The organism is Hydrotalea sp., from assembly GCA_030054115.1.
In the GTDB taxonomy this organism is placed as follows: Bacteria; Pseudomonadota; Alphaproteobacteria; order JASGCL01; family JASGCL01; genus JASGCL01.
In genome coordinates this window covers 5207-18564 of sequence record JASGCL010000029.1, presented here as the reverse complement: position 1 = coordinate 18564, position 13358 = coordinate 5207, and the positions used below count along the sequence as shown (strand labels likewise).

The window sequence follows — 13358 nt, the reverse complement described above, 5'->3', positions numbered from 1 at the left end:
CGTTGAATGCTGGAAAATTGGCTGGTGATAGAATTAAAATGAAACGGAATTTTATCGGTCGGGCCGTGGCGATGTTTGGCGATGATGAGCTCGGCCAGATGCTCGACTTCCTTCAACCGCGCCTGTATTCGTTGCTCGTCGGCATCGGTTTCGGGTTTTTCATTTTTTAAATAATAGGCCTCGCGGTATAAAAAAGCGACGATGTCGGCATCTTGCTCGATAGAACCGGAATCGCGCAGGTCAGAAAGTTGCGGCGTTTTGCCGGTCGGTTTGTTCGAACGTTTTTCAACATCGCGCGACAATTGCGACAGGGCAATCACCGGCACATGCAATTCCTTGGCAATTACTTTAAGGCCGCGCGAAATTTCCGTGACCTCGGCAACGCGGTTGTCATGGCGCGTTAAGCCCGAAGGTTGCAACAATTGCAAATAATCAACCACGATTAAATCGAGCCCGCCCATCGTGCGTTTGGCGCGGCGCGCCCGTTGGCGCATCGCGGTGATAGAAAGCGACGGGCTGTCGTCGATATACAAATTGGAATCTTTTAAATCATTAAGGGCGCGGCAAAATTTTTGAAAATCATCGTCCGACATTTCGCGCCGCACGCTAATCGACGACACGCCGGTCATCTGGCACAAAATACGGTTGGTCAATTGCTCGGCCGACATTTCGAGCGAGAAAAACAACACGCGTTTTTTTTCGCTCTGCCGTGGGCTCATGTCATCCTCGGGGGCGGCATCCATCACCAATGGAATACCCGCAACCTGCGCCGCCAGCGACACGGCGAAGGCGGTCTTCCCCATGCCGGGTCGCGCCGCCAAAATAAAAAGGTCAGACGGGTTAAGCCCACCAAAAAAATCATCCATCTCCGGAAAGCCGGTCGGCACGCCGGCGTATTTCGATTTATCTTGGCGGCGTTTTTCGATTTCCTGAATCAACCCCGCGCCAAACACCGACAGGCGATTGAATGTTTTTTCCGCCACGCCATATTCGGCCAATTGAAATAATTGTTGTTCGGCATGTTCGATTTGCTTTGACGATGTTGCCTCGTTATCGGCCAGGTCGCGGGCGCGGGCAATCATGTCCTCGCCAATCATGATAAGTTGCCGCTTGCGGAACAGGTCGCTGACCACCGCGGCGTAATCGCGCACATTGACCAGGCTGGGCACATGGCTGACCAACCCGGCCAGGTAACGGCCGACGTCAACCCCGCCGGCTTCCTCGCCATGGAACAGGTGGCGCATCGTCGCCGGCGTCGCCAATTGCCCCTTGTTTTGCAATTCCATAAAATAATGAAAAATCCGGCGATGCAATGGCTGGTAAAAATAATCGGGGCTGGCCACGGTTTCGGCCACCAAACCATAAAGGTCATTGTTGCGCAACAACGCGCCGAGCAAGGCGGCCTCCAGGTCGATATTATAGGGCACCTCCTTGGTGGCGTCCATGGCATCACCGCCGCGCGCCACCGCCTGGCCAACATCGGGCAGGTTGTCATTGTGATAGGCCACATTATCAGCGGCGGGAAAGGAAGAATCGGTCATAACCTTTCATAATACGATTCGCCGCCGCAAACCAGTTCTCATGGCTTATCCCCATTTTTCTTTTTTCAATTTTTTGCGGTTGGCTTGGCAAGCTGTGGATAAAATTTTTATTGCCGATAGTTGCTATAGTTGCCGCGCCGGCCAATATTTTTTCTTGCCAATGGTTTATGTTTGGCCTATAAATTTAATGGGGGGCATGTAATTCAATAGTTCCAGAACTATAGAAATGATTTTTATCCTATGGCCAAGACCAGCAACAACACCGAACGTTTTGAACAATTGAGGCAGGATTACCGCCAAATGTTGTTGATTAGGCGGTTTGAAGAACGCGCCGGACAACTTTACGGCCTCGGTCTTATCGGCGGTTTTTGCCATCTTTATATAGGGCAGGAGGCGGTGGTGGTCGGCCTGCAATCGGTTATGAAAAAGCAAGATTGCGTTATCACCAGTTACCGCGACCATGGCCACATGTTGGCGGCCGGCATGGCCCCGGCCGGTGTTATGGCCGAATTAACCGGTCGGTCGGCGGGTTACAGCCGTGGCAAGGGCGGTTCGATGCATATGTTTTCGCGCGACAAAAATTTTTACGGCGGCCACGGCATTGTCGGGGCGCAGGTGCCGATTGGTGCCGGCCTGGCCCTTGCCCTGCAATACAACCACGAAAAAAATAAAAAAGAAAAATTGGGCGCGTCTTTTATTTATTTGGGCGATGGCGCTTTGAACCAGGGTCAGGTTTATGAAACATTCAACATGGCGGCGCTGTGGAAATTGCCCGCGGTGTTTGTCGTGGAAAATAATCGCTACGCCATGGGCACCTCGGCCAAGCGGTCATCGGCCAACGACGGGCGGTTGTGCGACCGCGGTATTGCCTATGGCATCAAGGGTATTCAGGTCAACGGCATGGATGTCGAGGCGATGCGTCAGGCCGGTATCACCGCCAACGAACATATTGCCGCCGGCCATGGGCCGATTATTATCGAGGCGCAGACCTATCGCTATCGCGGCCATTCGATGTCTGACCCGGCGAAATACCGCACGCGCGAGGAAGTGGACAAAATGCGCACCCAACATGACCCGATAGAACATGCCAAAAAAATCTTGCAAGACAATGATTTCTTGGATGAAAAGGGCGAAAAGGAAATCGAGCAAGAGATTAAAACCATCGTCGCCGAGGCGGTAAAAATCGCCGAAACATCACCCGAGCCGAAAGAGTCCGAACTTTGGACCGATGTCGTGCAATAAATAATGTTAAGGAGAACACCATGCCGCAAATTTTAATGCCCGCCCTATCGCCCACCATGACCGAGGGCAATTTGGCAAAATGGCTCATCAAGGAGGGGGAGAAAGTTACCCCTGGGCAAATTATCGCCGAGATTGAAACCGATAAAGCAACCATGGAGGTTGAAGCGGTCGACGGCGGCACGCTGGCCAAAATCATGGTCGCCGGCGGCACGCAAAAGGTTCAGGTCGGCACGCCGATAGCGATAGTGTTGGAGGAAGGCGAAACATTGGAATCAGTCGCCGCCGCCGCGCCAAGCACCGCGCCCACCGAAACCCCGACGGAAAAAACAGAACAAAGCGCGCCAAGCGGCGAGGCACCATCGCCCGCCGCCACAACATCGGCACCCGCCACTGCCCCCACGTCGGCGCCGGCCCCGGCCGAACCCGAATGGACGGGCAAAACAACCATGTTATCGGTGCGCGAGGCATTGCGCGACGCGATGAAGGAAGAAATGGAGCGCGATGACAAGGTTATCTTGCTGGGCGAGGAAGTCGGCGAATACCAAGGGGCCTATAAAGTAACCCAAGGGTTGCTCGACCAATTTGGCGCGAAGCGCATCATCGACACGCCAATTACCGAAATGGGTTTTGCCGGCATTGGGGTTGGCGCGGCGTTTCACGGCTTGCGGCCGATAGTCGAATTCATGACAATGAATTTTTCGATGCAGGCGATGGACCAAATTATCAACAGCGCGGCCAAAACGCTTTACATGTCGGGCGGGCAAATAAACTGCCCGATAGTATTTCGCGGCCCCAACGGCGCGGCGGCGCGGGTCGCGGCGCAACATTCGCAATGTTTTGCCAGCTGGTATTCGCATATCCCCGGGCTGAAGGTCGTGGCGCCATATAGCTCGGCCGACGCCAAGGGTTTATTGAAATCGGCGATTCGCGACAACAACCCGGTGATTTTTTTAGAAAACGAAATTCTATACGGCCAGTCATTCCCCGTGCCCGACACCGACGATTGGCAAGTGCCGATTGGCAAGGCGAAAATCGCCCGCGCCGGCACCGACGTAACTATCGTTACCTTCTCCATCATGGTTGGCAAATCGTTGCAGGCCGCCGATGAATTGGCAAAATTGGGCATCGAGGCCGAGGTTATCGACCTGCGCACCATAAGGCCGCTGGATGTGCCGGCGATTGTTGAATCGGTCAAAAAAACCAACCGCGTCATCACGGTGGAGGAAGGATGGCCACAATCGGGCATCGGCGCGGAAATTATGGCGGTCATCAACGAACAATGTTTCGATTGGTTAGACGCCGCACCGGTGCGGTTATGCGGCAAGGACGTGCCATTGCCATACGCCCAGAATTTAGAAAAGTTGGCTTTGCCGCAAATTGCTGATATAATAAACCTGACCCGCGCCCTTGTCGGAAAATAATTTTGAAAAAATATATAAATAAAACCTGCACAAGATTTAAAACATAATGAACAACCAACCGCGCATTTTCATCAGCCCGCTGGCCAAGCGCATGGCGGCGGAGCGTGGCGTCGTAATTAATAGCATCACCGGTTCCGGCCCCCATGGCCGGATTGTTAAGGCCGATATCGAAAAACTCGGGAGCGGCGGCCAAGCAACCAATGGTGCGGTGAACGGCGCGATGATGCCGCAAACCGCGACCATAAAATTGGATAAAAATTTTGAACCGCCATTCACGTTGGACCCATTAACCGCAATGCGCCGTGTTATCGCCGAACGTTTGACATTGTCAAAAACCACCGTGCCGCATTTTTATTTAACCATCGATTGCGACCTAAGCCGCGTTTCCGCCCTGCGAAAAAAATGGCAAGAAATCGATAATATCAAGGTCAGCATCAACGACGTAATTATCAAGGCACTGGCCATGGCCTGCCAAAAGGTTCCGGCCGCCAACGCCAGCTTCACCAAGGACGGAATTAAAATGTTCCAATCGGTCGACGTGGCGGTGGCGGTGGCAATCGACGGCGGGCTTATCACCCCCATCGTGCGCCAGGCATCACGAAAATCACTGCAAACCATTTCGGCCGAGATGAAAACCCTGGCCAGCAAAGCCAAAGAGGGAAAATTAAAACCCGAAGAATACCAAGGGGGCACCATTTCGTTGTCGAACCTCGGCATGTTTGGCATCAAGCAATTTGACGCGGTTATCAACCCGCCGCAAGGGGCGATTTTGGCGGTTGGTGCCGGGGTTGAAACGCCGGTGGTGCGCGACGGGCGCATTACCGTCGCGCCCATTATGACGGCAACATTGTCATGCGACCACCGCGTGGTCGATGGTGCCATCGGCGCGAATTTGTTAAAATATTTTAAACTTTACATCGAGGATCCCGCCTTGATGTTTTTTTCGTGAACTGTTGGTTTTTGAATGAAACTATGTTATAATTTAAATTATAATAAAATACACAACAACCCAACCAACCATCAAGGAGCGCGCAATGAAAAAATATTTAATTAGCGGCGACAAAGAATCGCCGAATGGATAATAGGCAAATAATATGAGGGGATAAAAATATCAATCTATAGATTACAATAATTTTTTTATGTCTCTCACCTTATCTGATATAATTTTAATTATACAAACTGGTATTTTTATTATCTCCGCGATTGTTGCCTATATGTCTTTTAAGCAATCTGAAACGCTTAATAAAAAAAATGTAACGATTAGCCAAATTACCTATCAAAAACAGGATGAGCGATATATCGAGGCCTATTATACATTTCGTGATTTGGTAAATGATAATTTTTTATTTGAAAAACTAATTGATATTAAAAAATATAAAAAAGAACGGCGCGCGGTAAGTTATGTGTTAAATTATTACGAATTTATTTCGCTTTGTGTTCGCAGTAAATCGTTTGATGAAAAAATTTTTAAGGAATTGCAAGGCTAAAACATCATTGACCTTTACATCACTACCGAAAAATTTATTAAATTATTGCATGCGCAGGCAGGAAACAGCAAAACATTCGAAGGTCTTATTTGGTTAGTGACAGAAAAATGGAAAAAAGATTATGAACAATATAAAAAGGATTTAAAGGAAAAATAAAACAATGACCGATTTCGATCTTATTATTATTGGTGCCGGGCCCGGCGGTTATGTGGCGGCGATTCGCGCCGCGCAGTTAAAGCTGAAGGTCGCGGTGGTGGAATCAACCCACCTCGGCGGTGTCTGCCTTAATTGGGGTTGCATCCCGACCAAGGCGCTGTTGCGCTCGGCCGAGGTTTTACGCCTTGCCAAACACGGCAAAGAATTCGGCGTCATCGCCGACAATGTCAAACCCGACATGGCGGCCATGATAACGCGGTCGCGCGGCGTCGCCGACAAATTGTCGCAGGGCGTGGCTTATCTGCTGAAAAAAAATGCCATCCAAGTTTTTAACGGCCGCGGCATGTTGGCCGGTGGGGCGGCGGGCAACCGGTCGGTCAGCATCGCCATGAATGACAAAACCACCAAGACCATCACCGCCAAAAATATTATTTTGGCAACCGGCGCGCGCGCCAAAGAAATAAAAGGTTTCGAGGCCGACGGCGTCACCGTTTGGAATTATCGCCACGCCCTGAAACCACCGAAACAACCAAAATCGATGATAGTGTTGGGCAGTGGCGCCATCGGTATCGAATTCGCCAGTTTTTATAATGAAATCGGCGTCAAGGTAACGGTCGTCGAATTATTGCCGCGCATCTTGCCGCAGGAGGATTCAGAAATTTCCGCCATGGCCGAAAAAATGTTGGCGGCGCAGGGCATCACTTTCAAAACCAATAGCGCGGCCGAAAAATTAACCAAAACATCGTCGGGCATAAAATTGGATATCAAAACCGCCAAGGGCATGGAGACGTTGGAGGCCGATATTTTGCTGTCGGCGGTCGGCATCACCGCCAACACCGAAAATTTGGGTTTAGAAAAAACAAATATCAAACTCGACCGCGGTTGTGTCGCGACCAACGAATGGGCCGAAACGGGCGAAGCCGGCATTTACGCGATTGGCGATTTGGGCGCGCCGCCGTGGTTGGCGCATAAGGCCGAGCATGAGGGAGTTATCGCCGTCGAACGCATCGCCGGCGTACGCGACATTCACCCGCTGAACCGCGCCAACATCCCGGGTTGCACCTATTGCCAGCCGCAAATTGCGTCGGTCGGCATGACCGAGGATAAGGCCAAGGAGCGCGGCATTGCGGTAAAAATTGGCCGCTTCCCATTTCAGGGCAACGGCAAGGCAATCGCCCTGGGCGAGGCCAGCGGTTTGGTCAAAACAATTTTCGACGCCAAAACCGGCGAATTGTTGGGGGCGCATTTGATTGGCGCGGAGGTCACCGAGCTCATCAACAGCTTCACCCTGTCGCGCACCTTGGAAACGACCGAGGCCGAAATCATCCACACCATTTTCCCCCACCCCACCCTATCGGAAATGATTCACGAATCGGTGATGTCGGCTTTTGGCCGCGCCATTCATATTTAATATATAGAGTCGTTGGTAAGCTAAAGCCTGGCGGGTTATAATACCGGCCGTGCTGTGCCCTCGAACCAACCTTGCGTCTGTTCATAAGCTTGGGCGATTTTTAAAACCGCGACATCGTGAAATGGTCGCCCGACCAATTGCACGCCGGTCGGCATGCGGCCGGCGGCGATGGAATTTTTTTTGTCGGCGGCAATATCAGCAAACCCCGACGGCATGGCCACCACCGGACAACGACTTTGGCTGTTGAACATTGCGGTCATGAATGGTTGGTTGGCCGACACCCATTTTTCGCGCGCCACGCCACCCTCGACCACTTTCTTTTTTTTAAAATCCCATCGGTTGCCATCGGCCTTCGCCCCGACCTTTGAATTGGTTGGGGTTAATATCGCATCGTATGTTGCAAACACCTCAGCCAATTGGTGCGCCAGGGCCGATGTCATTTCCTCAGCCTTGAAATAATCAAGGCCGGTCGTCGTGTTGGAAAATTCGCCCCATTGCCGCGCGTAATCGGTCAGCAACGCCGCGGGTTTTTTATTCCTTACCAATTGCCCAAGGTAAGCCCCAGCCGAATGGGCCAACCGCGCCGTGATTAAGTAAGAAAAATCGGCGGGCAAGGGGATGTCGATTTCGCTAACCGACGCGCCCAAATTTTGGTAGGTTTTTGCCACAGCCAGCATGTTGTCGACAATTTCTTTATCGACCTGAAATGTTTTGCCCCAATCCACCACCATGGCAATTTTTACGCCGCGCAGCGAAACCTTATCGGGGTTATCATAAATCGCGCTGTAATCAATTTTTTCATTGACCGACGCCGGGTCGCGAAAATCGATACCGGCCATGGCCTGCATCATCATGGCGATGTCGCCAACCGAACGTGCCATCGGCCCCAGGTGGCAATAATAATCCAACCCCCATGGCCCCGGGTGCGGCACGCGGCCATAGGGCGGTTTGAACCCCACCACCCCCGACCAAGCCGCCGGAATGCGAAGCGACCCGCCGATATCACTGCCGGTGGCCAGCGGTGCAATCCCCATTGCCAAACCAGCCCCCGACCCGCCCGACGAACCGCCGGGCGAAAAATAATTGTGCCACGGGTTGGTGGTCACGCCATGAATGTCGGAATAGGTAAAACCAATCAGCGAAAATTCGGGCGTGGTGGTTTTGGCCACCGGCACCGCGCCAGCCGACAACAACCGCGCCACATGCGCGTCGGTGGTTCTGTCATGCTCCCCACGATGCAGGTTCGACCCGTAATCTTGCTGACTGCCCTTTAACGCCGCCTCCGCCTTTACCAACAGGGGAATCCCCTCCAGCGGGCGGGCGGTGTTATTTGCGTAATTTGCTTCGGCTTGCTTGGCTGACGCCAGGGCATGTTTGTCAAAAATTTGCGTTAAGCAATTGCACCGCTGTTGCGCCGCGTCGGCCCGCGCCAATGATAACTTCATCACCTCGACCGGTGATAATTCACGGCGTAAAAACAATTGCCGCAACCGACGCGCCGATAAATATAATATATCGTCGTTTTTCATAATCCCAGTTTAGGATTTTATATTTTATAAACAAGCGAAATCGCGCCCTGGCACTAGGCCATACCAGCCAGAAATTTTTGGCAACATGGTAAATAATACGCCGCAAACATCGCCGTAAGCATAGGCCTCGGCCGTCCCTCGGGCGCAGGTGATATTAACGGCTGTAATATTCGATGATAAGGTGCGGTTCCATTTCGGTTGGATAGGGCACCTCATCCAATTTGACATCGCGGGTAATTTTTAACGACATCTTTTTTTCATCAAATTCGATATAATCGGGCACGTCGCGTTCAGACGATTTGCGCGCAATTTCTATCATGTCCATTTTTTGCGAGGCCTGACGCACACTTACCGTCGCGCCGTTTTTCACCGTGTGCGATGGAATGGTGATACGTTGACCGTCAATTTCAACATGGCCGTGCGACACAAATTGCCGCGCCGCAAACATGGTCGGCACCAATTTGGCGCGATACACCATGGTATCAACGCGATGTTCCAACAGGTTGATTAAATTTTCCCCTGAATCGCCACGGCGACGGGCGGCCTCGGTATAGTATTTCGAAAATTGTTTTTCGGTGATGTTGCCATAGTAACCTTTTAATTTTTGTTTGGCGCGCAATTGAATACCATAATCCGACAATTTGCCACGGCTGGCACCATGTTGGCCCGGGCCGCGTGGCGATTTGGCGAATGGGCTTTTCGCCCGCCCCCACAAATTAACGCCCAAGCGACGTTCGATTTTATATTTGGCGGCTATTCTTTTGGTCATGGTATTTTATGCCTCGATTAGTTTGGTTATTTGCTTTCGATGGTTTTTTTGGTCGCCAACAATATCAACAGGCCCGGCACCGATAAAATTATCATCGCCACGGCAATAATCTCAGGCGATGACACCTTCAACAATTGCAGTAACCCAGTGGTTGGGATGGTCAATAGAAATTGGGGAATCAACGGCAGGGTGGTTACCGTCGGCACAACGCTGGCCGAGGCCAAGGAGGTGAAGGCCACCACCGATGTCAAAAACGCCCATTGCGTGACGCTGTGTTTGGGGTTAACCATCCGCGCCGCCAGGGCGAGAATGGCGACGGTCGTCATCGCTTCGCTGATGTTGGCGATGGAAACCGTGGCAAACAACATCGGAAGGTTTGGTCCAACCCGTAACATTATCGGAAAGAATATCGGCGCCACCATGGCCAGCACGATACCAATCATCAGCGCGCGATAAAGCCCCATGCAATAGGTAACCACCGCGCCCAAAATCAAACCGACAATGGCAACCAGCGGCCCCATGTTTTGCACAATGCCGGCCGCGCTTTTAAGCTCCTCGTTTTGGAAGCCAAGGCCGTTATAAAAATTAATGCTGAGCAATGACATCATGCTGTTGCCATATTTATAGAGCAACAACAGGGCAAATAATGACCAAATTTGCTTCGATTTAAAAACATCGGCAAAGGGCGCAACCAACGCGCCGAACGAAAATTCTTGATGCTTGGTGGTCATTGGCACCATGATAATCGCCCACAGGCCAAGCAATTGCAGGGCGGCGAACACCATGATGAAATCAATGCCTACCTTCGCCAGCCATGGCGCGAGCACGCCGATAGCAATGCTTAAAAGGAAATAACCAATCACCGACATGGTAATGCCATGGGCTTGTTTTTTTGCCGACAACATTTCCACCCGCAGGGCGTCAAGCGCCATAATTTGGAAAGCACCAACCACCACTATCACCGCGCCAATCAACACGGCGGCCATGCCCTGCATGTTGCGGGCAAACAGGGTAACCAACAGGCAAATAATCGACAGAATTTGCAACCACATGGCCATGCCACGGCGTTGGCCGAATTTTTTTCCCAACCATGGGGCGGGCAATTTATCAATCAACGGTGCGAACAAAAATTTTAATGTAAAAATCAACGTGGCGACAGCCGCGGTAATCATCGGCGGGTTAGCCGAGCTAAGACCAGCCAACAAATTGCCAGTAAACAACAGCGATATACCGGTGGCAATGCCAAGCAGGAGCGAGATACCCATGTCGCGGCCGACGAAAGCCATCAAGGATGATAATAAACCATTGTCAGAAGATTTGTTCGTTTTCGCCATTGTCTTAGCCATTGTCGTCGCTACCTTTTTATTGTTTTTTTATTATAATTAGCAATTGGTTGCTTTTTGGCTACACAAAAAAATTATCCTTGTCAAGCTTTGTCGCGACGGGTTTTTGTTTCTTAGGCGCGATTTTATTTTTTTTGGCCAAGATGCATGAAGGCCGGCACGGCGTGCAATTGGCGCAACAACCACAGGCCGGGCAAGGCCAAGATAATCGATAGGGTAAAAAACCACGGATACCCCAAGGCCACCACCGCAAAGCCGGCCGGGGCCGACAGCATGTTGCGACCGATGGCCGAAAAACTGGTGAGGAGCGCAAGTTGCGTGACGCTGTGTTTTACATTAACCAAATGACCGATGAACCCGACCAAGGCCGCGGTGGCAAGACCGCCGGCAAAATTATCCGCCGCGATGGTCGCCGTCAACCAATTAACATCGTGGCCTTTCAAGCTGAGAAAAATATAAAATATATTGGCAGACGCCTGGGCCAAGCCACCCACCCACAGGGCCGACATGAAGCCGTAACGAAACACCACCACCCCGCCAAGCAAGCCACCGACCACCGTCATCACCATGCCAAAGGATTTGACTATCGTGCCGATTTCGACACCGGTAAAACCCATGTCGATGTAAAATGGATTGGCCATAATCCCCATGAAGGCATCGCCATATTTATAAAAAATTAAAAACAACAGCAAGGTGATGGCCTTGGGCTGGCGGGTAAAGAAATCCTTTAGCGGATACCAAAAACGCTCCGTCAAATAATCGCCCATCATCGCGGCTGATGATTTATAGGTTTTCCGTCTTGGCACCTCGCCCAATTTGGGGCAGGCCAACACCGCCAACACCCCGAAACATTGAAAGCCGGCGACAATGACAAATATAGTCGACCACAACATGGTTTGGTTGGCGTTCGCGCTACTGGCCAGGCTGTCGGATAATATCGGAATGCCACCCCCGATAAACAACATCGCCAAGCGATAACCGGTGGTGGCCACCGCGGCACCGGCCGCCTGTTCCCTATCCTTGACCATTTCGACGCGAATGGCGTCAATCATCATGTCTTGGCTGGCCGAAAAAAAGGCAACCAGCGTCGCCAAGCCCACGACCCAACCAATATGGTTAATCGGGTCGGCAAACCCCAGGGCGGCGATGGAAATAATCAAGCAACATTGCATCAACAGGGCCATGGCGCGGCGTTGCCCCAATTTTTTGGCAAACCACGGCAGGTAAGTTTTATCAAGCAACGGCGACCAAAAAAACTTGAGCGAGTAAGGCACCGCCACCAGCGACAACAGGCCAATTGTCTGCACCGAAATACCAAGTTTGCGCAACCAATAGGCCAGAATGCTCGATGTCAACAGCAACGGCAAACCCGACGAAAAACCAAGCACCAGCAGGATAAGAAATTTGGGCTTGCTATAGAGCGTCATCGCCGTCAACAGGCGGTTTGGGGCGGGCTTGGAACGGCTGGTCATGCTTTCGTTGCTAGCCAAAAAACATGCAATAATCAATCCTTTATGCGTGCTTTACCTGGCTTATATTTTTGGGTCGTTTTGGCGATTGCCACCAAATAGCGAGCTATGCTATGGTTAACGGTGTGGTGAGCGGACGAATGGGATTTATAAAAACCGCTTGGTTGCCCGCCAAACCATGCTATTGATAAAACAGGCATTATTAATAAAATATTGAGAAGCAAAGCAACCATGCAAAAAAAATCAGCAAACAAAGCAAGAAAAACAACGTTAATTATCAGTTTGGTGGCGGTGCTTGTCCTTATGGGGTTGGTGCTAAAAATGGCCACCGCGCAAACCCAACCCGCGCAACCCGGCAATGGTGGCACCACCCGCGATGTTATCACGACCACCGATAAGGCATGGGATGGGTCGGGTATTTACTACCCCCTAAGCCATAAAGATAAAATCACCGCGGTTAAAATCACCATCAAGGAACATGGCGCCACGCCGTGGCATTATCACCAAGGTCGCACCCTGGGCTACGTGTTGCAGGGCACATTGCGATTGGAAAAAAAAGATGGCGCCCATAAAGAATTTAAAGCCGGCGATGTGGTGGTGGAAACCATCAACACCGTGCACCATGGGGTTAATGTGGGCAAGGGCGACCTTGTCTTGATAGTATTTTTTAGCGTCGATAAAGACAAACCGCTGAGCAATAATATCTAAAATTTAAAAAAGGACATTGGAAAAAAATGAAGGATTTTTTTTTACAAAAACCACAAAAACCATTGCTGGTAAAAAAGCGGGTGGCCAAAAATAAATTGGCATGGTGGCAACCATTGCCGCCAGTATTGTCGCCGTTGCGCGGGCTGGGCAGTTTGCTGGCCGCCGGTATTATTGGCAATGGCATTGCGCTGGGCGTTCTGCTGGGCATTCTGGTAACGGCGAAGGTTGCTAACGCCGGCCAAACCAATAATAATATCATAAGGCCGACGGAAAATAACCTAA

Annotated in this window: 12 protein-coding genes; 7 read left to right on the top strand and 5 right to left on the bottom strand. The window is 51.2% G+C overall.

The features are described from left to right. Positions 1-1541 (bottom strand): replicative DNA helicase (dnaB, locus tag QM529_05970; protein ID MDI9314200.1); only part of this gene is annotated, 1541 nt, incomplete at its 3' end. A 240-nt stretch (positions 1542-1781) separates the two neighbouring features. Between dnaB and pdhA the strand changes: the two genes are divergently transcribed. The 5 genes from pdhA to lpdA all read left to right on the top strand — a co-directional run bounded on the left by pdhA (position 1782) and on the right by lpdA (position 7258). Next, complete coding sequence (gene pdhA, locus QM529_05965; GenBank protein ID MDI9314199.1) at positions 1782-2783, top strand: pyruvate dehydrogenase (acetyl-transferring) E1 component subunit alpha; 1002 nt, start codon at positions 1782-1784, stop codon at positions 2781-2783. A 20-nt stretch (positions 2784-2803) separates the two neighbouring features. Next, entirely contained in the window at positions 2804-4204 is a 1401-nt protein-coding gene (locus QM529_05960) for a pyruvate dehydrogenase complex E1 component subunit beta (GenBank protein MDI9314198.1), read from the top strand. 46 nt (positions 4205-4250) lie between these two features. Continuing rightward, positions 4251-5153, top strand: a complete 903-nt coding sequence (locus tag QM529_05955; protein MDI9314197.1) for a dihydrolipoamide acetyltransferase family protein — start codon at positions 4251-4253, stop codon at positions 5151-5153. Between the two features lie 265 nt (positions 5154-5418). Next, positions 5419-5691 (top strand): DUF4760 domain-containing protein, encoded by a 273-nt coding sequence (locus QM529_05950; GenBank protein ID MDI9314196.1) that lies wholly within the window; start codon positions 5419-5421, stop codon positions 5689-5691. A gap of 160 nt (positions 5692-5851) precedes the next feature. Continuing rightward, complete coding sequence (gene lpdA / locus QM529_05945) at positions 5852-7258, top strand: dihydrolipoyl dehydrogenase (protein MDI9314195.1); 1407 nt, start codon at positions 5852-5854, stop codon at positions 7256-7258. Positions 7259-7293: 35 nt separating this feature from the next. Here the strand turns inward: lpdA and QM529_05940 are convergent, their stop codons facing one another. From QM529_05940 to QM529_05925, 4 genes are all read right to left on the bottom strand, one after another. Continuing rightward, a complete protein-coding gene (locus QM529_05940; protein MDI9314194.1) occupies positions 7294-8787 on the bottom strand; it encodes an amidase in 1494 nt (497 codons plus the stop codon). 154 nt (positions 8788-8941) lie between these two features. Then, complete coding sequence (gene rpsD, locus QM529_05935) at positions 8942-9556, bottom strand: 30S ribosomal protein S4 (protein MDI9314193.1); 615 nt, start codon at positions 9554-9556, stop codon at positions 8942-8944. A 26-nt stretch (positions 9557-9582) separates the two neighbouring features. Then, positions 9583-10890: a hypothetical protein gene (locus tag QM529_05930; protein MDI9314192.1), complete on the bottom strand. Its 1308-nt coding sequence runs from the start codon at positions 10888-10890 to the stop codon at positions 9583-9585. A gap of 134 nt (positions 10891-11024) precedes the next feature. Beyond that, the gene (locus QM529_05925; protein ID MDI9314191.1) at positions 11025-12371 is read right to left on the bottom strand and encodes an MFS transporter; all 1347 of its coding nucleotides are present in this window, start codon (positions 12369-12371) and stop codon (positions 11025-11027) included. A gap of 228 nt (positions 12372-12599) precedes the next feature. Between QM529_05925 and QM529_05920 the strand changes: the two genes are divergently transcribed. Together QM529_05920 and QM529_05915 are read left to right on the top strand one after the other, a co-directional pair. Beyond that, positions 12600-13076 (top strand): cupin domain-containing protein, encoded by a 477-nt coding sequence (locus QM529_05920; GenBank protein ID MDI9314190.1) that lies wholly within the window; start codon positions 12600-12602, stop codon positions 13074-13076. Positions 13077-13102: 26 nt separating this feature from the next. Continuing rightward, the coding region (locus tag QM529_05915; protein ID MDI9314189.1) for a hypothetical protein at positions 13103-13358 on the top strand (256 nt) is incomplete at its 3' end.